At 68.7% G+C, this 19,933-nt stretch carries 17 protein-coding genes; 8 read left to right on the top strand and 9 right to left on the bottom strand.

Annotation, left to right across the window (positions count from 1 at the left end):
* Window positions 1-119: 119 nt before the first annotated feature.
* Window positions 120-1,934, bottom strand: a complete 1,815-nt coding sequence (locus OGL88_RS00745) for a flavin-containing monooxygenase (protein WP_263055254.1) — start codon at window positions 1,932-1,934, stop codon at window positions 120-122.
* Window positions 1,935-2,014: 80 nt separating this feature from the next.
* Here OGL88_RS00745 and OGL88_RS00740 point away from each other — a divergent pair, with 80 nt between their 5' ends.
* The 3 genes from OGL88_RS00740 (at window position 2,015) to OGL88_RS00730 (ending at window position 4,282) form a co-directional block, all read left to right on the top strand.
* A complete protein-coding gene (locus OGL88_RS00740; protein ID WP_263055255.1) occupies window positions 2,015-2,464 on the top strand; it encodes a MarR family transcriptional regulator in 450 nt (149 codons plus the stop codon).
* A gap of 49 nt (window positions 2,465-2,513) precedes the next feature.
* The gene (locus OGL88_RS00735; RefSeq protein WP_263055256.1) at window positions 2,514-3,227 is read left to right on the top strand and encodes an alpha/beta fold hydrolase; all 714 of its coding nucleotides are present in this window, start codon (window positions 2,514-2,516) and stop codon (window positions 3,225-3,227) included.
* 83 nt (window positions 3,228-3,310) lie between these two features.
* Complete coding sequence (locus OGL88_RS00730; protein WP_263055257.1) at window positions 3,311-4,282, top strand: alpha/beta hydrolase; 972 nt, start codon at window positions 3,311-3,313, stop codon at window positions 4,280-4,282.
* 440 nt (window positions 4,283-4,722) lie between these two features.
* Here OGL88_RS00730 and OGL88_RS00725 read toward each other — a convergent pair whose 3' ends face one another.
* The 8 genes from OGL88_RS00725 to OGL88_RS00690 form a co-directional block, all read right to left on the bottom strand.
* Entirely contained in the window at window positions 4,723-4,962 is a 240-nt protein-coding gene (locus OGL88_RS00725; RefSeq protein WP_263055258.1) for a DUF2188 domain-containing protein, read from the bottom strand.
* A gap of 91 nt (window positions 4,963-5,053) precedes the next feature.
* Window positions 5,054-5,377 carry a DUF1508 domain-containing protein gene (locus tag OGL88_RS00720; RefSeq protein ID WP_263055259.1) on the bottom strand — a complete coding sequence of 108 codons (324 nt, stop codon included), beginning with the start codon at window positions 5,375-5,377 and terminating at the stop codon, window positions 5,054-5,056.
* A gap of 1,008 nt (window positions 5,378-6,385) precedes the next feature.
* Window positions 6,386-7,750 (bottom strand): replicative DNA helicase, encoded by a 1,365-nt coding sequence (gene dnaB / locus OGL88_RS00715; protein ID WP_111083664.1) that lies wholly within the window; start codon window positions 7,748-7,750, stop codon window positions 6,386-6,388.
* A 496-nt stretch (window positions 7,751-8,246) separates the two neighbouring features.
* Window positions 8,247-8,699 carry a 50S ribosomal protein L9 gene (rplI, locus tag OGL88_RS00710; protein ID WP_111083665.1) on the bottom strand — a complete coding sequence of 151 codons (453 nt, stop codon included), beginning with the start codon at window positions 8,697-8,699 and terminating at the stop codon, window positions 8,247-8,249.
* A 14-nt stretch (window positions 8,700-8,713) separates the two neighbouring features.
* Entirely contained in the window at window positions 8,714-8,971 is a 258-nt protein-coding gene (gene rpsR, locus OGL88_RS00705) for a 30S ribosomal protein S18 (protein WP_017887834.1), read from the bottom strand.
* A 50-nt stretch (window positions 8,972-9,021) separates the two neighbouring features.
* A complete protein-coding gene (locus OGL88_RS00700; protein WP_123311310.1) occupies window positions 9,022-9,609 on the bottom strand; it encodes a single-stranded DNA-binding protein in 588 nt (195 codons plus the stop codon).
* A 3-nt stretch (window positions 9,610-9,612) separates the two neighbouring features.
* The gene (gene rpsF / locus OGL88_RS00695; protein ID WP_205463471.1) at window positions 9,613-9,996 is read right to left on the bottom strand and encodes a 30S ribosomal protein S6; all 384 of its coding nucleotides are present in this window, start codon (window positions 9,994-9,996) and stop codon (window positions 9,613-9,615) included.
* A gap of 192 nt (window positions 9,997-10,188) precedes the next feature.
* Entirely contained in the window at window positions 10,189-11,628 is a 1,440-nt protein-coding gene (locus tag OGL88_RS00690; protein ID WP_263055260.1) for a CCA tRNA nucleotidyltransferase, read from the bottom strand.
* Window positions 11,629-11,738: 110 nt separating this feature from the next.
* Here OGL88_RS00690 and OGL88_RS00685 point away from each other — a divergent pair, with 110 nt between their 5' ends.
* The 5 genes from OGL88_RS00685 (at window position 11,739) to OGL88_RS00665 (ending at window position 19,824) form a co-directional block, all read left to right on the top strand.
* Entirely contained in the window at window positions 11,739-15,863 is a 4,125-nt protein-coding gene (locus OGL88_RS00685) for a DUF6049 family protein (RefSeq protein ID WP_263089315.1), read from the top strand.
* 83 nt (window positions 15,864-15,946) lie between these two features.
* Window positions 15,947-16,933: a thioredoxin-disulfide reductase gene (trxB, locus tag OGL88_RS00680; protein ID WP_263054953.1), complete on the top strand. Its 987-nt coding sequence runs from the start codon at window positions 15,947-15,949 to the stop codon at window positions 16,931-16,933.
* A 75-nt stretch (window positions 16,934-17,008) separates the two neighbouring features.
* Window positions 17,009-17,335, top strand: a complete 327-nt coding sequence (gene trxA, locus OGL88_RS00675; RefSeq protein ID WP_017887828.1) for a thioredoxin — start codon at window positions 17,009-17,011, stop codon at window positions 17,333-17,335.
* Between the two features lie 161 nt (window positions 17,336-17,496).
* Window positions 17,497-18,801: an aminotransferase-like domain-containing protein gene (locus OGL88_RS00670; RefSeq protein WP_123339332.1), complete on the top strand. Its 1,305-nt coding sequence runs from the start codon at window positions 17,497-17,499 to the stop codon at window positions 18,799-18,801.
* 60 nt (window positions 18,802-18,861) lie between these two features.
* On the top strand, window positions 18,862-19,824 hold the full coding sequence (locus OGL88_RS00665; protein WP_263054952.1) for a D-alanine--D-alanine ligase family protein: 963 nt from the start codon (window positions 18,862-18,864) through the stop codon (window positions 19,822-19,824).
* Window positions 19,825-19,933 lie beyond the last annotated feature (109 nt).

Raw genomic sequence — 19,933 nt, 5'->3', positions numbered from 1 at the left:
CATGCTGCCAGCAGCAGCTGGAATCGGGAACCGGCCGTGATGCAGGAATGCATGAAGGACGCACTGGAGGCGCGGTGCCAGGCCGCACCGCGCCTCCAGTCCGTCAGCTGGTCACGTCGTCAGGCGACCATCACCTCGTCGACGTGGCGCGCGCGCCACTGCTGGAGGACGTCCCGGAAGACGACGGGGCCGGGACCGAAGGAGGTGTTGCCGGACGTCGCGCTGCCCTCGCGGTTGTAGTAGCCGGGCGTGCACTCGGCGCGGAAGTCGTCGTTGTCGATCGCGCGGTCGGCGATCACCCGGACCCACGCCTCCTGCGCCGCTTCCGTCGGTTCGACGTACCGGGCGCCCTCGGCACGGGCGATGCGGACGAGTTCCGCGATGTGTTCGGCCTGGTCCTGCAGGATGTGCACGAAGTTGACCGAGTTGGCGTTCTGCAGGGGACCGAGCTGGAACAGGTTCGGGAACCCGTGTGTCGTGAAGCCGTGCAGCGTCCGAGGGCCGCGCGCCCACGCCTCAAGCAGCGTCGTGCCGTCCCGCCCGTACACGGGGAGCGTGCCGGACAGCACGCCGGAGACGCCGACCTCGAACCCGGTCGCGAAGACGACGCAGTCGACGGCGTACTCGGTGTCGCCGACCACGACGCCCGTCTCGGTCATGCGCGTGATGCCGCCGGCGTCGGCGGTGTCGACGAGCGTGACGTTCGGTTCGTTGAACGCCTGCAGGTACAGGTCGCTGAACCCGGGCCGCTTGCACATGTACCGGTACCAGGGCTTGAGGGCCTCGGCGGTCGCCGGGTCCTCGACGACCTCGTCGACGCGCGCACGGAGCTCGTTCATCTTCTGGAAGTCGAGCAGCTCGTCCAGACGCTCTCGCTCGGCCGGTTCGACGGACTCGTCGACCGTGCCCGTGATCATGGTGCGCTGGATGCGTGCCGTCTCGGTCCAGCCGTCCTGGGTGAGGTCCTCGTCGACCGGGGCGCCGGAGATCGTGCGGATGAAGTTCTCCTGGCGTTCCCGCTGCCACCCGGGGCGCAGCGAGGCCGCCCACTCCGGGTCGGTCGGCCGGTTGTCGCGGACGCCGATCGTCGACGGGGTGCGCTGGAACACGAACAGGTGCTCCGCGTCGCGCGCGACGTGCGGGACGACCTGGATGCCCGTCGCACCGGTGCCGACCACGGCGACCCGCTTGTCGGCGAGCCCGCTGAGTCCGCCGTCGGCGTTCCCGCCCGTGTAGCCGTAGTCCCAGCGGCTGGTGTGGAAGGTGTGCCCCTGGAACGTCTCGATCCCGGGGATGCCGGGGAGCTTCGGCTCGGTCAGCGTGCCCGAGGAGGTGATCACGAAGCGCGCGCGGAACCGGTCGCCGCGGTCCGTCGAGACGTCCCAGACCGACGTCTCCTCGTCCCAGCGGAGCTCGGTCGCGCGGGTCTGGAACAGGGTGTCGCGGTAGAGGTCGAACGTGCGTCCGATCGCCATCGCGTGCTGGCGGATCTCCTCTCCCGGGGCGTACCGCCACTTCGGGACGGTGCCGACCTCCTCGAGCAGCGGCATGTACACGTAGGATTCGATGTCGCAGTGGATGCCGGGGTAGCGGTTCCAGTACCAGGTGCCGCCGAAGTCGCCGGCCTCGTCCATGATCCGGATGTCCTCGACGCCGGACTCGCGGAGCCGTGCCGCGGTGACGAGCCCACCGAAGCCACCACCGATGACGAGCACCTCGACGTCGGTGGTGATCGGCACACGGTCGACGCGCGCCGTGTAGGGGTCCTTGGCGTAGTAGCCGAACGAGCCGGCCGCCCGGCGGTACTGCGAAGCGCCGTCCGGGCGGATGCGACGATCGCGCTCCTGGCGGTACTTCGCTCGGAGCGCGTCGACGTCGATCTGCTCGGCGAGCCGGTCGGCTTCGGTCTGGACAGCGGTGGTGGAGTCGGTCATGGAGTCCTCTCGATTACTTAACCCAACGCTAAGTACCCGCGCTCGGTGAAACCTGGCAGCGTCCGCCGTACCCTGAGGAGGTGGCCCAGACGGACGACGAGCGCGCGGTGCTCGAGCGACGGATCGCGACGATGACGTCCCGGTTCGAGAACGGTGCCCTCGCTGCGATCGTCGAGCCGCTGCTGTCGCTCGAGCTGACGATCCAGCAGCTCAAGGTCCTCACCGTCCTCGTCACCGCTGACACCGGCACGACGCTGACGGCGCTGGCGTCGTCGTTCGACGTGTCGCTCGCATCGATGTCGGGCATCGTCGACCGCCTCGTCGCGCAGGGCGTCACCGAGCGGGTGACGGACACCGACGACCAGCGCGTACGACGGCTCCGCGCGACCGGTCGTGGCCGGGAGGCCGTGCAGCGACTGATGGCCCGCCGCCCCGAGTACGGCGTCGCCGTCATCGAACGACTCGCGCTCGACGACCTCCGCGCGCTCGACCAGGGAATGCGCGCGGTCGAGCGTGCCATGGAGCGGTGAGGAGCTGAACACCGGTTCCCCGGATCGGGACATCAGCGAAGATGGACGAATGGTCGCCACCGTCGTCGCGCTGCCCGGAACGCTCTGCCCGCCGGAGATCTTCGATCTGCTCGACCGTGAACTCGGCGATGCGGTCGACGTCGACGTCGTTCCGTGGCTGACCGGTCCCGGCCCGTGGACGGTGTCGGACATCGCCCGGACCGTCGCCGGCCGGATCGAATCCCGAGCCCTCGGTCCGGTGTACCTGTGCGGGCACTCCACCGGGGGCGCCATCGCCCTCGAACTCGCGCTCGAGCGTCCCGATCTCGTGGCGGGGCTCCTGCTCATCGGAACGGGTGCGAGCATGACCGGACACGGCGATGTCGACGCGATCATCCGTCGGGTCGACGTCGACTGGGGAGCATCCCTGCGTGCCGACGTCCTGGACCGCTCGTTCGCGGAGCCGCTCCCGCCGGAACTGCGGCGCCGTTGGCTCACATGGTCGGACGCGGTTCGTCAGGACGCCGTCGCGACCGTGCTCGCCAGCCAGGCCGCGGTCGACTTCCGGCCCCGTCTCGCAGACCTCGCCGTCCCCACACATGTGGTGCACGGTGTCCACGACCGGGCCCGCTCAATCGCCGACGCTCGCGAGCTCGCAGCACTGATCCCCGCTGCCCGCCTCACCATGGTCGACGCCGGTCACTCGGCGATGCACGAGGCGCCGACGGAGGTTGCGAACGCCTTCCGTGCGCTCGCGGTCGATCCCAGCCCGAGCACCGTGTGATCGCTCGCGACCGTCTCGGTTGGCGGCGGTACGCTCGGGAGGATCACGACGCCGCGTCGCGACCGCTCGAGAGGACCCCGACCATGAAGGCTTCCGCGCTGAACCCGCAGCTCCGCTCGGTGTTCCGGTTCGCTCCGAACCCGCCCATCGGGCGACCGTGGCGGATCCGGCTGGTCCGGAGGGTGCTGGCGGCACTGCCGGAGGCGAAGCTCCCGGACGGCGTCACACGCGAGCGCTTCGACTTCCCAGCAGGCGGAGGAGTGCGGGTCTTCACGCCCGCAGGCGGCGGCACCGGCGCAGCGCTCCTGTTCGTCCACGGGGGTGGCATGGTGATCGGGAACGCCGCGCAGGAAGACGCGCGTCTCGCTGGCATCGCACACGATCTCGGCATCGTCACCGTCTCGGTCGAACACCGGCTCGCGCCGGAGCACCGGTTCCCGGCGCACCTCGACGACTGCTTCGAGGCGTGGCAGTGGGTGCAGCAGCATGCGGCCGACCGGGGCATCGACCCCGGCCGTGTGGCTGTCGGCGGGCAGAGCGCCGGCGGCGGCCTCGCCGCGTCGCTCGCCCAGCGCATCCGCGACGAACTGCCCGTGCAGCCTGCAGCGCAGTGGCTCTTCTGCCCGATGCTCGACGACCGGACCGCGGCCGATCGCAGCCTGGACGCGCTCGGCCACTTCCTCTGGAACAACCGGTCGAACCGGATCGGCTGGAGCGCCTACCTCGGGAAACACCCCGGTCGACAGGACCTCCCGCCGTACGCATCACCCGCGCGACGCACGGACCTCAGCGGGCTTCCCCCGGCCTGGATCGGCGCGGGCGACATCGAGTTGTTCTTCGCCGAGGACAAGGCGTACGCGGACGCTCTGCAGTCGGCCGGAGTCGAGACGACGTTCGAGGCCGTCGCGGGCGCACCGCATGCGTTCGAGTCGGTCGTGCCGAACGCACCGGTCGCGCGGGAGTACAGGCGTGGAGCCTTGAACTGGTTGGCAGACCGACTTGGCGTCAATGCGTCGCGCGAGGACACCGGCGACCATCGTGGCGCGGCAGGTTGAGCAGAGAGGTCACCAGCCCCGACAGTCCTACAAGGGCCTTCGGTGCCAGCACGACCTGACCCTCGGCTGGTTCGACCGACGGGTGGATTTCGAGCTCCCTCGGAGGCTTCGGGCGGACGTACTACGCGTGCGAGTCTTCGCTGACGTCGAGGACGTGCACGAGGGGTTCGCTGGGGCGCGAAAGGCGTCGAGAGCAGCCCGACCCGCAGTGGCTGCGGCCTCGGACTCAACAGGTGGAACGCGCTGCCGGCCATCGCCCGTAATCCTCCTCGGGATCATTCCGAGGCTCAGGCTCGGCTACAGCGGGGGCCGAACTGATCCTTCGAATGGTGCGCGGCTAACCAAAATCCCCGTCCGTTCAGAGCGCATCGCGTCCTCGAAGAATCAAGGTGCCGGACGGGTCCACATCAGTGGATCCGCCCGGCACCTTCGGGTGAACGTCAGCCCCGGACGTTGCGCGGGTCGTTGCCAGGGGCGATGGTGTCCTTTGCGCGGATCTGACCGTTCCGGCCGTGAATGTTCAGCTCGCCTCCGCCAGCGTTGCCGATGATCTGCCGGCCGCGGTCGATGGCCTCAGCCTGCGTGTCGGCGTGCGCGGAGGAACGGCTCGCGCCAGCGGCCTTCACGTCCCAGCCGCCCTTCGGGTTGGGGACGACGTTCCGGTCGTTGCTGTTCGTCATGGTGCTGGTCTCCTGTTCTGCCGCAGGGTGCGGCGGGTGCGGTGGTCGGCGGGCGTGATGACCCGCCGACCACCGGGAATGGGTTTGGTGCTCAGGCTCCGGTGGCGGTGCCGGCGTTCATCTGCACGTTCACGGCCGCGCGTTGCGCGTTGGCGTGGGATGCGAATGCTTCGCCGGACGCGGCGACCTTGTCGCTGGAGCGCGACGCCCGCCACCGCCACTTGCCTGCCGTGTCGAGGTACACGTCGTAGCGGGCGGTCGAAGCGCCGACCTTGAACGAAGAGGCCGCGCGCTGCGCGTTCGGCGCGGAGACGAACGTCTCTCCGGCCCATGCGACCATCTCGTTGTTCGCGGCGTACAGCCACCAGGACCACTGGCCGTTCCGAGTGGTGTTGATCGTAAAGCGGAGGGTCACTGTGCCCTCTCCTTTCAACGTGTGCAGGCATGAGAAGCCCTGCGAAGAGCGCCGTCATGCCGACGGCGGAGGAGAAACAGTCACGGTGCATGTGACTGTCATTCGGCGGAAAGCCGGAGGGCAGCGGAGCGGAGGGTGCGAATGTTCGACACGCCCACCAGGCGAAGCGAAACCCGCAACATGATGCGGTGCGCGACGCGTTTCTCGCTGCCGTGGGTACAGTGAGGCTCAACCGGTGCGGGTAGCCATCTGGTGACTCCAATCTGGTTCGCGAGACACGGTGAGCGCTTCGGCCTTGGAAACTTGGGCGCGCATCGTGTGCAGTGACAGCCCTCGACCGGAAGCCCCGGTCGGGGGTTTGTTCGTGTGCGGGCTGTGGAAGCCCTCACGTCAACAACGCTACATCTTGTGTCCGACATCAGCGGCGACCACAAGAGAAAGTGTTACAGCCGTGTAGTTCTCCACAACGTCCTCCACAGTGCCGACATGTCTGTGTACCCCGGATTTCCGCCAATTCTCGTCTATGCGCCGACACTTCTCCACACCATGTGGACGACTCGTTCCACCGGTGTGCACCCACCACGATCGGCGTGTCGAACGAGCAACCAGAGCGTCGCGGTGGCCAGCGAATGGGGTGACCGGCGCCACCGGTAGCTCCGTCGGGCGACGCGAGTCACCTGTGCTCTCCTCAATCACCGCCAGGAGCACTTCGGACAATGGGTCATTGAGGTCGAGGCCCACCGACCGCGGCTTGACGGCGGGCGCCGCGAAGGACGGAAGAACTGCCTGCAGCGTCATGATCAGGAAGGACGCGCCCACGTCATTGGGCAGGCGACGGGCACACGACCATCGCGCGCCGCGGGCTCGAGGGCGGCAGTAAACGCCTCCGGCTCGTACAAGTCATGGAGCAGGGCTCAGAGCTCTTTTCGGACGGACGTCGGCATCAGCCCTGTGGACGAAAGGTCGTCGGCATGGACAAGAGGAGCCAGGACTTCACACAGCTAGACCCTACTGCGGCATGTCCACGAACCGCGAGAACATCCCGTGGAACGCCACGGTGATGGTGTCCGTCGGCCCGTTCCGGTGCTTCGCCACGATCAGGTCGGCCTCACCCTGCCGCGGGTTGTCCTTCTCGTACGCCGACTCGCGGTGCAGCAGGATGACCATGTCGGCGTCCTGCTCGATCGACCCGGACTCACGCAGGTCGGAGATCGCCGGCTTCTTGTCGGCGCGCTGCTCGGGGCCACGGTTCAGCTGCGACAGCGCGATGACGGGGACCTGCAGTTCCTTCGCCATGAGCTTCAGTGCACGCGAGAACTCGGAGACCTCTTGCTGGCGGCTCTCGACCTTCTTGCCCGAGGTCATCAGCTGCAGGTAGTCGATGACGACGAGCTTGAGGTTGTGCTGCTGCTTGAGTCGACGGCACTTGGCGCGGATCTCGACCAGCGTCATGTTGGGGGAGTCGTCGATGAAGAACGGGGCGTCGTTGATGCGCCCACGGGTCTGCGCGATGGTGGTCCAGTCGCGGGAGTCCACGGTGCCCTTGCGCATGTTCTGCAGCGGCACGCTGGTCTCGGCGGACAACAGACGCATGGCGATCTCGGCGCGACCCATCTCGAGCGAGAAGAAGGCGGCGGTCTGGTCGTGCTTGATCGCGGCGGCGCGGCACAGGTCGAGCGCGAGCGTGGACTTACCGAGGGCGGGTCGAGCGGCGACGATGATCAGCTGTCCGGGGTGGAAGCCGTTCGTCAGGCCGTCGAGCTGTGCGAACCCGGTCGGAACACCGGTCATCTGGCCGTCGCGCCCCTTGGCGGCCTCGATCTCGTCGAGGGCGGCGGAGATGGCATCGGTCAGGGGGACGTAGTCCTCGGTCTGCACGCCGCCGGCGACGTTGTAGACCTCGGCCTGGGCGCTGTTGACGAGGTCGGTGACCTCACCCTCGGACGCGTAGCCCATCTGCACGATGCGGGTACCGGCGTCGACGAGGCGACGGAGGACTGCCTTCTCGGCGACGATGCCGGCGTAGTACCCGGCGTTCGCCGCGGTCGGCACCATGCTCGTCACGCTGTGCAGGTACTCGGCGCCGCCACCGCGGGACAGCAGTCCGGTCTTGGTCAGCTCGTCGGTGACCGCGATGACGTCGGTGGGCTCGCCGTGCGAGTAGAGCGACAGGATCGCGTCGAAGATGACCTCGTGCTTGGGGACGTAGAAGTCCACACCACGAGCGGTCTCGATGACGTCGGCGACGGCGTCCTTCGACAGCAGCATGCCGCCGATGGTCGACTGCTCGGCCAACAGGTCGTGCGGCGGGGTGCGTTCCATGCCGCGCTCCGCGTACTCCTGCGGTGCGGGCTCAAGATGCGCGATCGACACACTCTCTCCTCTGTTGAACGACGCAGGGCCGGACACGATGGTCCGACACCCGCAACGACTTTCTACCCCCAGCGACCGACATCCCCGAGTCGCTGGGCCAAGCTACGGCCGCAGAGTTATCCCCAACAAACGGCCCTGTGGATAACTCTGTGGACGAACTGCGGAACACGCCGGGATGCTGTGTGGAGAACTGTGGATGAACCTGTGGAAAGCGAGGCATGGGAACACACTTTCGACCGCTTGACCAGGGGTTTTCTCGTTCACACCATGTGTGGAAAAGTGGGGTTCAAGTACGCCTTGAAGGTTCCGATTTGACACGTTTCCACTGTGTAAAACGACTTGACAAGTGCCCCTCCTGTGGGAAGTGTTCTCGGTTCGTTCCCAGCAAGCCGGACCGCGCCTGAGAGGTAACCAGCCAGCCAAGCCGAGCCCGCCAACGCAACGACGGGCGGGCCTCCCGAAGGAGACCCGCCCGTCGTGGAGCGGAACGTCAGTGCTACTTGGCAGCGACGACCTTGAGCGAGATCACGGCAGTGATGTCCTCGCGCAGACGCACGGTGGCCTCGTGGTCACCGACGGTCTTGATGGTCGCGGGGACCTCGACCTTGCGCTTGTCGAGCGAGCCGACGCCCTGCGCCTGGACGGCGTCAGCGACGTCGCCCGGACGGACCGAGCCGAACAGACGACCGTCCTTGCCGGCCTTGACCGCCAGCGAGATGGTCGCGTTCTCGAGCTTCATCTTGAGGTCCTGTGCCTCTTCGATGGTGGCGAGCTCACGCGCGGTGCGCGCGGCACGGATCGACTCGACCTGCTTCTCGCCGCCCTTGGACCACGCGACAGCGAAGCCCTGGGGGATGAGGTAGTTGCGGGCGTAGCCGTTCTTGACGTCGACGACGTCACCAGCGGAACCGAGGCCGGAGACCTCGTGGGTGAGGATGAGCTTCGACATGTGTCGACCTCCGATCAGCGGCCGGAGCCGGCGTAGGGGAGGAGCGCCATCTCACGGGCGTTCTTCACGGCACGGGCGATGAGGCGCTGCTCCTGGACGGAGACGCCGGTGATGCGACGGGCGCGGATCTTTCCACGCTCCGAGATGAACTTGCGAAGGGTCGCAACGTCCTTGTAGTCGATGACGCCGACCTTGATCGACTTCGCGGGGGCGGCGTTCTTGCCGCCCTTGCCGCGAGGCTTCCGGCGGTCGCCGGTGCTCTTTCCAGCCATAGTGATTTGTCCTTAGAAGAAGAGTTGTGTGTCCGTCGGGACCAGGAGGATCAGAACGGGGTCTCGTCGTCGAAGTTGCCGCCGGGGGTGCTCCACACGTCGTTCGACTGTGCGTTGCCGCCGCCCTGCTGGCCACCCTGCGGGGACCACGGCTCGTCCGACTGGCCACCAGCGGAGGCGTTGCCGCCACCGTTGTTGTTCCAGCCGCCGTTGCCGCCGCCCTGCTGACCGCCGCCGTTGCCGCCGCCGACCTGGCCACGACCGCCGCCGCCACCCGCTGCGCGGGTGATCTGTGCGGTCGCGTACCGGAGCGACGGGCCGATCTCGTCGACCTCGAGCTCGATGCTCGTGCGCTGCTGACCCTCACGGTCCTGGTAGGAACGCTGACGCAGACGGCCCTGCGCGATGACGCGCGAGCCCTTCGTCAGCGACCCCGCCACGTGCTCGGCGAACTCCCGCCACACACTCGCGCGGAGGAACAGCGCGTCGCCGTCCTTCCACTCGTTCGCCTGACGGTCGAACGTGCGAGGCGTGGAGGCGATGGTGAAGTTCGCCACGGCGAGCCCGTTCTGCGTGTAGCGCAGCTCGGGGTCCGCGGTGAGGTTGCCCACCACCGTGATGACGGTTTCGCCGGCCACGGGTTACTCGGCGCTCGCGGTCGCGGCCTGGGACGCGTTGGCGGCCTTGCGGGCCGCACGTGCCTCGTCGCGCTGCTTCTGGGCGGCGACCTGCGCGATGCCCTCTTCGGCGCGGAGGACCTTCGTGCGGAGCACGGCCTCGGAGAGACCGAGCTGACGGTCGAGCTCCTTGGCGGCCTCGGGCGAGGACGTGAAGTCGACGACGGCGTAGATGCCCTCGGACTTCTTGGCGATCTCGTAAGCGAGCCGGCGACGGCCCCAGACGTCCACGTTGTCGACGGTGCCACCGTCGTTGCGGATGACAGCGAGGAACTTGTCCAGGCTGGGAGCGACGGTGCGCTCATCGATCTCGGGGTCGAGGATCGCCATCAGTTCGTACTGGTGCATGCGGAACCCACCTCCTCTGGTCTCAGCGGCCCCGGGCAGTTCCCGGGGCAGGAGGGTTGATGCATGTGCCACAGCGCGCAGACACGCGCCGGGCAACCTGCACAGACTACCCGACGGCCTGGAGGCGCGCCACCGGTCTGTGCAGAACCGTCGCGTCCGTCCGGCGGTCGCGTCCAGTGCGCCGGCGTCGCCTCAGGAGCCGGTCGCGCCCCGCGCGGCCCACCAGTCGCGCAGGCGCGCCTCGGCTGCGTCGGCCCCGAGCGGCCCGTCGTCCATCCGCGCCTCGAGCAGGAAACGGTAGGCCTCACCCACGGCGCGCCCCGGCGGGATGTCGAGGATCCGCATGATGTCGTCGCCGGTCAGGTCGGGCCGGATCGACTCCAGCTCCTCTTGCTCGGCGAGGACCTTGATGCGGTCCTCCAGGTCGTCGTACGCGAACGCCAACCGGTCGGCCTTGCGCCGGTTCCGCGTTGTCACGTCCGAGCGGGTCAGCTCGTGCAGCCGCTCGAGCTGCGGGCCGGCGTCGCGCACGTAACGGCGGACGGCTGAGTCGGTCCAGGCGCCCTCGGTGTACCCGAAGAACCGCAGGTGCAGCTCGATCAGGCGGGACACCGCGGCGATCGTGTCGTTGTCGAAGCGCAGGGCCCGGAGCCGCTTCTTCGCGAGCTTCGAGCCGACCAGGTCGTGGTGGTGGAAGCTGACGGCGCCGCCGGGCTCGAGCTTGCGCGTGGCCGGCTTGCCGATGTCGTGCAGCAGTGCCGCGAGCCGCAGCACGGTGTCCGGGGCCTCGCCCGCGTGCCGCTCGGCCTCGTACCCGATCGCCTGTTCGAGCACCGTCAAGGAGTGCTCGTAGACGTCCTTGTGGTGGTGGTGCTCGTCGATCTCGAGCCGCATCTCGGGCAGCTCGGGAAGGAACCGCTCGGCGAGGCCGGTGTCCACGAGCAGTCGGATGCCCGGCACGGGGTCGCTCGTGTTGAGCAGCTTGACGAGCTCGTCGCGCACCCGCTCGGCGGACACGATGTCGATGGAGTCGACGAGGTCCTCCATCGCGGCGCGGACGTCGTCGTCGACGGTGAACCCGAGCTGCGAGGTGAACCGCGCTGCCCGCATCATCCGGAGCGGGTCGTCGCGGAACGACACCACGGCGGCCTGCGGGGTGCGGAGTCGTGCGGCCAGCAGGTCCTCGACACCGCCGTGCACGTCGACGAGCTCGCGCGCCGGCAGCCGGAGCGCCATCGCGTTGACGGTGAAGTCGCGGCGGAGCAGGTCGTCCTCGATCGTGTCGCCGAACGCGACCTCGGGCTTGCGGGTCTCGCCGTCGTACACGTCGCTGCGGTAGGTGGTGATCTCGACCTGCTCGCCGCCGACCCGCGCGGCGATGGTTCCGAACTGGCGGCCGACGTCCCACGTGGCGCTCGCGATCGGTTCGACGATGCGCAGGATGTCGTCCGGACGGGCGCTCGTCGTGAAGTCGAGATCGGTGACGGGGCGACCGAGGAAGGCGTCCCGCACGGGTCCGCCGACCAGGGCCAGCTCGTGTCCGGCGTCGGCGAAGGCCCGAGCGAGGAGGTCGACGGGCTCGGTGGTGGCGAGTGCGTCGAGTCGTTCGACGGCCTGGGCAACGGACTGCATGACGGTGCTCATCCTCCCAGATCGAGGCCCCGAGTTCTCCACAACCCCGCGCGCACGGGACCTGTTCATGGTCGAGCCTCATACACTCGTGCTCGGCCCGAACCGACCCCGTGGCCCGCTTCCGTATGCACATCCTCCGCACCACGCTCGCCGCAGCCGCGTCGACCCTCGTCGCGCTCGGCCTGGTCGTCGCGCCCGTCAGCGCCCCGCACGCCGATGCTGCGACGGTCTCGTCGGCCAAGACCCACCTCGCTGATCCGGCTGCTGCCGATGCGGGCAAGGCCACGATCTCGGTCGCCCCCGCCAACCGTGGGATCGTGCAGCGCGACCAAGACCTCACCCTCTCGGTGACCGTCACGAACGACACCGACACCGCGCTGCCCGCCGGCACCGCCGAGTTCGACATCTTCCGTTCCGTGAGCACGCGGGACGTCCTCGCCGACTGGCTTGCCGACACCACCACGACCGGTTACCTCGGCGCCCCGATGGACTCGGTGGACATCCCGGAGGTCCCGGCGCACCGATCGGTCACCATCGACTCGGTCGAGATCGTCTCGGGCAACGTGGCACTCGGCGGGTACTCCTCGTTCGGTGCGCGACGCATCGCGGCCGAGTACACGGCCGGTGAGACCTTCGCCGTCGCCCGCTCCGCGATCACCTGGTACCCGGACTTCGAGCAGGTGCCGGTCAGCGTCTCGGTGGCGATGCCGGTGACGGTCCCGAAGTCCACGGACGGCATCCTCAGCGCGGCTGTCCTGGCCGCCGCGACCTCGGTGGACGGCACCCTCACGCAGCAGCTCGACGCCGCCGAGGACCACAACGTCGCCGTCGCGGTCGACCCCCGCATCATCGCCTCGATCCGGATCCTCGGCGAGAACGCGCCGTCCGCGGCGACCGCATGGCTCCAGCGCCTCGAGTCCCTGCGCAACGAGACCTTCGCGCTGTCGTACGCCGACGCCGACGTCACCGGGCTGCGCCAGGCCGGGTCGGACGGCATCCTCGCTCCGATCTCGCTCGACCAGTCCGTGAAGACCGAGAACTTCCCCGGCGCCGAGACCCCCGCACCGACCCCGACCGCGACGCCCGGCCAGACGACGACCCCGAGCAGCACCGCGTCCCCGAGCGACGACGCCACCACCGACGCCGGCTCGGGCGAGACCACGGAGACGCTGCCCACGACCGAGCAGCTGCTGGACTTCCCCTACTCGATGGACTCCATCGCGTGGCCGGCAGAGGGCACCGTGACCGCGGCCGATCTCACGGCACTGCAGCGGGCCGACAAGGACACCACCATCGTCTCGAGCGGGAACACCTCCGCCGGCGCGAACGCCACGGTCTCGGCGTCGGAGAAGATCGGTGACGACCACGTCCTGGTGTCCGACCAGTCGATGTCGTCCCTGCTGCGTGACGCCGCGACCGCACCGGACCGCCAGAGCTGGTCGTCGGCGATGTCCGAACTCACGGCGACGCTCGCCACCTCGGCGCGCGACGGCACCGCCACGGGGCCGATCCTGCTGACCCTCGGTCGCGACTGGCCCTCGGACTCCGCACGCCTCAGCCAGACCCTCGACGCCCTCGAGGGCACCGCCTGGGTGGCGCCCTCCGACCTCTCCACGGCGTCGAACGCCGTCGCCGGGTCACTCACGCTCAACAGCGCGTCCACCGGGGCCGGCCGCATCGCACAGCTCAAGCGCCTGGTGCAGGGCGAACAGGGGCTCTCCGCGTTCGCCACGATCCTCGACACCCCCGCCGAACTGACCGCACCCGCGCGCCTCCGGCTGCTCGCCATCGCGTCGAACGCGTGGCGGGGGGACAACGACGGGCTGACGGCCGCCGTCGACGCCCGCACGGCCGCCTGGGCGAAGCAGACCACCGAGGTCGGGATCGTCGACTCGAGCAGCCTGACCCTGCTCGGCGACCGGTCCTCGCTGCCGGTCTCCATCCGCAACAGCTCCGACTACCCGGTGACGGTGCACCTGGCCGTCCAGCCGTCGAACTCCGCCCTCCGGGTGGTCCGCAACGACATCGTCGTCGAGATCCAACCGGACTCGTCGACCCGAGCGACCGTCCCCGTGCAGTCCGTCGCGAACGGCAAGGTCGAGCTGACCATGTCCCTGTCGAGCCCGACCGGCGTCGCGATCGCCCAGCCGGCCACCGTCGAACTCAACGTCCAGGCGCAGTGGGAGACGGTCATCACCGCCGCCGCAGCGGTCGCCCTGATCGCGATCTTCGGCTTCGGCATCTTCCGCAGCATCCGGAAGCGCATCCGTCGTCGCAACGGCGAACTCGACGACGAGGACGACGACGACCCCAACCGCCCGCTCGCCGTGCAGCCGGGTGCGCCCGGCGCGCCCGCCTCGCCCGCGGGATCGGTCGCCGGACCGGGAGGCACGGATCACCGCGCCGAGGCACCCACCGCGTTCGCCGTGGCCGGCTCCGGCACGGCCGCTGTCGCGGCTCCTGGTGGCGACCGCCTGCAGGACGCGATCGCCCGTGCCGGGGCCGAACCGGGCCTCCCGTCCGACGCCCGTACCAGCCGCGTCGCGGACGCCCGCGACCCCGAGGAGCCGACCATCAGCGCCACCCAGCCCCAGCCCGACGTCGACGCGGAACCGGTCGCCGAGCGCAACCTGGGGCGTGCGAGTGCGATGCTCGCGGCGGGGACGATGGTGAGCCGGATCCTCGGTTTCGCCAAGACCTTCGTGCTCGCCTACGCCATCGGGCAGAACGCGAGTCCCTCTGCGAACGCGTTCGCCGTCGCGAACCAGCTGCCGAACAACATCTACGCGCTCATCGCGGGTGGCCTGCTGTCGGCCGTGCTCATCCCGCAGATCGTCCGCGCCATGAAGAACGGCACCGACGGCGGGCAGGCCTACGTCAACAAGATCGTGACGCTCGGCGGGTCGGTCTTCATCGTCATCACGATCGTCGCGACCGCACTGGCACCGCTCCTGGTCCGCCTGTACACGACGTCCTCGGACACCAGGGGTCCTGCTGCGACCGACCTCGCCGTCGCCTTCGCGTTCTGGTGCCTGCCGCAGATCCTCTTCTACGCGATGTACTCGCTGCTGGGGGAGGTGCTCAACGCCAAGCAGGTCTTCGGACCGTTCACCTGGGCGCCGCTGCTCAACAACGTCATCGCCATCGCCGGGCTCGTGGTGTTCATCGCCCTCTACGGCAGCGGCGGCAGCGCCGTCGACGACTGGACGCCGGCGAAGATCGCGCTCCTCGCCGGCAGCGCCTCGCTCGGTGTGTTCGCCCAGGCGGCGTTCCTCCCGCTGTTCTGGAAGCGTGCAGGGCTGTCGTTCCGACCGGACTTCCGGTGGCGCGGCGTCGGCCTCAAGTCCACGGGCACCGCTGCCGGATGGCTCTTCGCGATGATCCTGGTGACGCAGGTCGCCGGCATCGTGCAGTCATCGGTCGCGTGGAAGGGTCAGGGCGACGGACCCGGCAACGCGGTGCTCGGCAACGCGTGGCTCATCTTCATGCTGCCGCACTCGATCATCACGGTCTCCATCGCCACGGCGTACTTCACCCGGATGAGCCACGACGCCGAACGCGGTGACCTGGCATCCGTTCGACGCAACCTGTCGCTGTCCCTGCGCATCGTCGGACTCTTCACGGTCTTCGCGTCGGTGGCGCTGGTGGTCGTCGCGGTGCCGTTCGGTCGCCTGTACGAGGGCACGTTCGAGAGTGCCCTGCAGGTGGGCGCCGTCCTGGTCGCCTACATGCCGGGCCTGGTGCTGTTCAGCATGTTGTTCATCATCCAGCGCGTGTTCTGGGCCATGCACGACCACCGGACGCCGTTCCTGATGCAGTGCATCCAGTCGGTCCTGTTCGTCATCGGCGCCCTCGCGGTGTCGACGTTCCCGTCTTCCGTCATCGGCATCGGTGTGGCCGCGTGCACCACCCTCGCCGGGACCGCGCAGACGATCGTCGCCCTCGTCCTGGTGCGTCGGAAGCTCGGCAGCATCGAGGGCCCCGTCGTGACCCGCTCACACGTGCAGTTCGTCATCGCAGCGCTGATCGCCGGCGTGGTCGGCCTGTTGGTCGTCAACTTCTTCGGGGCGTTCTCCGCGGCCGGGTTCGCGATGTCCGACCGCACCGGGGCACTCATCACCATCGTCCTGACCGGCGCCGTCATGGTCCTCGTGTACTTCGGGGCGCTCGTCGTCACGAAGAACGGCGAGATCAAGAACGCCGTCGGCATGGTGAAGAGCAAGCTCGGTCGCTGACCGCACGCTTCCCGGACGTCGCGGAATGCCGCGCCGGTACCATGTGTTGACCCGGTCAGCACGCAACGGAAGGGCAATCAGGCATGCGCCAGCTCATCATCATCGGTTCCGGTCCGGCCGGGTTCACCGCCGGCATCTACGCCGCGCGCGCAGAGCTCAAGCCGCTCATCGTCGCCTCCAGCGTCGAGACGGGCGGGGAACTCACCAAGACCACCGAGGTCGAGAACTTCCCGGGCTTCCCCGAGGGGATCCAGGGACCCGACCTCATGATCAAGATGCAGGAGCAGGCCGAGAAGTTCGGCGCTGAGGTCCTGTACGACGACGCCGTCTCCGTCGACCTCGCCGGCGACGTGAAGAAGGTCACCGTCGGCTCCGGCGAGACCTACGAAGCCCTCGCGGTCATCTACGCGACCGGTTCGGCGTACCGCCACCTCGGCATCGCCGACGAAGAGCGCCTCTCGGGCCACGGTGTCTCGTGGTGCGCGACCTGCGACGGCTTCTTCTTCCGCCAGAAGAACATCGCCGTGGTCGGCGGCGGCGACTCCGCGATGGAAGAAGCGACGTTCCTCACCCGCTTCGCCGACAAGGTCACCGTGATCCACCGGGGGGACACCCTCCGCGCGTCGAAGATCATGCAGGACCGTGCCCACAACGACCCGAAGATCGAGTTCGCGTGGAACAAGGAGGTCATCGGCATCCAGGGTGACTCCGCAGTGACCGGCGTGACCCTCAAGGACACCGTGGACGGCACCGAGAGCGAACTCGCCCTCGACGGTCTGTTCATCGCGATCGGCAACGACCCCCGCGTGCACCTCGTGCACGGTCAGCTCGAGCTCGCTCCCGAGGGCACCATCGCCGTCGAGGGCCGCACGTCCAAGGCCGTCGGCGTTCCCGGGGTCTTCGTCGCCGGCGACGTGCTCGACCACACCTACCGCCAGGCCATCACGGCCGCCGGTTCCGGTGCGGTCGCCGCGCTCGACGCCGAGAAGTACCTCGCCGACCTCGAGGACACGCTGACCGACGCTGCTGCGGGCGAGACCCCGGTCGAGCCGGTCACCATCTCCGCCTGACCCGTACGGCCCCGGAATGCCGGGGGCCCGTCCGCGGTTCCACACCCAGTACCGACTTCTCACGAAAGGACACCCATGTCCAACGCAAAGGCTGTCACCGATGCCACCTTCTCGGACGAGGTCCTCAAGTCCGACAAGACGATCCTGGTCGACTTCTGGGCCGAGTGGTGCGGCCCGTGTCGCGCCGTCTCGCCGATCCTCGACCAGATCGCCGAAGAGCACGCCGGCAAGATCGAGATCGTGAAGCTCAACGTGGACGACAACCCCCAGTCGGCCATGAACTACCAGATCACCTCGATCCCGGCGATGAAGGTCTTCAAGGGCGGCGAGGTCGTCAAGACCGTCATCGGCGCCAAGCCGAAGCCCGCGCTCGAGGCCGACCTCGCCGAGTTCCTCGCGTAGGTCGCACCAGCACCACCGAACGCCCCGTCCTCGTCCTGCTCAGCAGACGCGGGCGGGGCGTTCGCATGCCACCCGTTGCGGATCGGCCCCCGCCGCGGAGCCCGGGTTTCCGGGGTCGATGTCGTAGTGTGGCGGGAATGTCTCACTGATCGGAGCACGGTATGACGAACGGCAACAGCCTCGACCCCTGGTACGACTCCTACGCCCAGCGCACCGCCGGGCTGAGCGCCTCCGAGGTCCGAGCCCTGTTCGCCGTCGCCTCGCGCCCCGAGGTGGTCTCGCTGGCCGGCGGCATGCCGTTCGTCTCCGCACTGCCCAGAGAGCTCGTCACGGGCTCCCTGGACCGCGTCATGAACGAGCACGCGGCCATGGCGCTCCAGTACGGCGGCGGGCAGGGTCTGCGGTCCCTCCGCGAGCACATCGTGGACGTCATGAGCCTCGAGGGCATCCGTGCCAGTGCCGAGGACGTCGTCGTGACGACGGGTTCGCAGCACGCGCTGGACCTCGTCACGCGGCTGTTCATCGATCCGGGCGACGTCGTCCTCGCCGAGTCCCCGTCCTACGTCGGTGCGATCGGTGTGTTCCGGTCGTACCAGGCCGAGACCGTCCACGTGACGACCGACGAACTCGGTCTGGTGCCCGAGGCGCTGCGCGAGGCGATCGCAAACCTCCGGACGCAGGGCAAGCGGATCAAGTTCCTCTACACGATCCCGAACTTCCACAACCCGGCCGGCGTCACCATGAGCCGGGAGCGCCGCATCGAGGTGCTCGACATCTGCCGGTCCAACAACATCCTGGTGCTCGAGGACAACCCCTACGGGCTGCTCTGGTTCGACGAGCCGGCACCGCAGGCGATCCGTTCCATCGACGAAGAGGGTGTCGTGTACCTGGGGTCCTTCTCGAAGACCCTCGCACCCGGCTTCCGCGTCGGTTGGGCGCTCGCACCGCACGCCATCCGCGAGAAGCTCGTGCTCGCCAACGAGTCCGCCGTCCTCGCCCCGAACTCCTTCGGGCAGTACGTCGTGAACGCGTACCTGGACGCCGCGGACTGGAAGGGTCAGGTCGACACCTTCCGGGGCATCTACGCAGAGCGCCGTGACGCCATGCTGTCCGCACTGGGGGAGTTCCTGCCGGACCTGTCCTGGACGAAGCCGAACGGTGGCTTCTTCGTCTGGCTGACGCTCCCTGAGTCCCTCGATTCGAAGGGCATGCTGCCACGCGCCGTGAAGGAGCTCGTCGCCTACACGCCGGGGACGGCCTTCTACGCGGACGGCCGTGGCGGCGGGCACATCCGTCTGTCGTTCTGCTACCCGACCCCCGAGCAGATCCGCGTCGGCGTGAAGCGGCTCGCCAACGTCGTCAACGACGAACTCGAGCTGATCGAGACGTTCGGCCCGACGACTCGGCCGAACAGCGTCGTCCGCGAGACGTCCTCGGTCAGCGCTCCGCCGCCGAACATCTCCTGATCAGCGCTTTTCCGCGGTGCGTGGCCTACCAGCACCGTCGTTCCACACCGGAGGATCCCCATGGCTGAGCTCACTCGTCGTCACGTCGTCGTCGTCGCCGGAGGGATCTCACACGAACGTGACGTCTCCCTGCGCTCCGGGCGACGAGTCGCCGACTCGCTGACCGGGTACGGCTGGCAGGTCGACCTCCGCGACGCCGACGCGCTGCTGCTGCCGGCCCTCGCCGAGTCCCGCCCGGATGTCGTGTGGCCGGCTCTGCACGGCGCCTCCGGTGAAGACGGGGCCCTGCGGGGCATCCTGGAGGCGGTGGACATCCCGTTCGTCGGCTCACGTTCCACGTCGGCCCGGTTGGCATGGGACAAGCCCACGGCGTCAGCGCTGGTCGCGCGGGCAGGCGTCCGCACTCCTCGATCCGTCACGCTGTCCCACGACGTGTTCCGTGAACTCGGCGCCGTCGGGGTGCTCAAGGCCATCGCGGGGGAGCACCCGGTCCCGCTCGCCGTGAAGCCGGCACGCGGCGGCAGCGCGCAGGGCGTGACACTCGTCGATGACGTCAACGACCTGCCGCGTGCCATGGTCACGGCCTACACGTACTGCGACGACGTTGTGGTCGAGCAGCTCATCCGCGGTACCGAGGTCGCTGTCGGCATCATCGACACGGGCGACGGGCCGGTGGCGCTCTCCGCCGTCGAGATCGTTCCGCGGAACGGCATCTACGGGTTCGAGGCGCGGTACAACGCGGGGGAGACGACGTTCTACACGCCCGCTCGACTGTCTGACAAGTTCGCGACCGCTGCAGCCGACGCCGCCGTTGCGGCACACGCAGCCCTCGGCCTCCGCCACCTGTCCCGTGTGGACCTCATCATCGACGGCGCCGGAACGCCGTGGTTCCTCGAAGCCAACGTGCTCCCGGGTCTGACCGAGACATCCCTGCTGCCGCAGGCACTCTCCGCATCCGGTTTCGATCTCGGGTGGACGTACGCAGAGCTCGCCGAACAGGCGATCCGCGACCACCACGCCTGATCCGTACGCTCCCACGTTCCGTGTTCCACGTGGAACACGTGCGTTCGCAAGCGTCGATGTTCCACGTGGAACGTCGACACCCGCGCTTCGCTGCTGAGAGCTGATCTGC

Origin of the sequence: Curtobacterium sp. RIT-PI-V (genome assembly GCF_025642935.1) — a bacterium.
Classification (GTDB): Bacteria; Actinomycetota; Actinomycetes; order Actinomycetales; family Microbacteriaceae; genus Curtobacterium.
The sequence above is the reverse complement of the archived record's forward strand: the minus strand, read 5'-3'. Positions and strand labels throughout refer to the sequence as shown.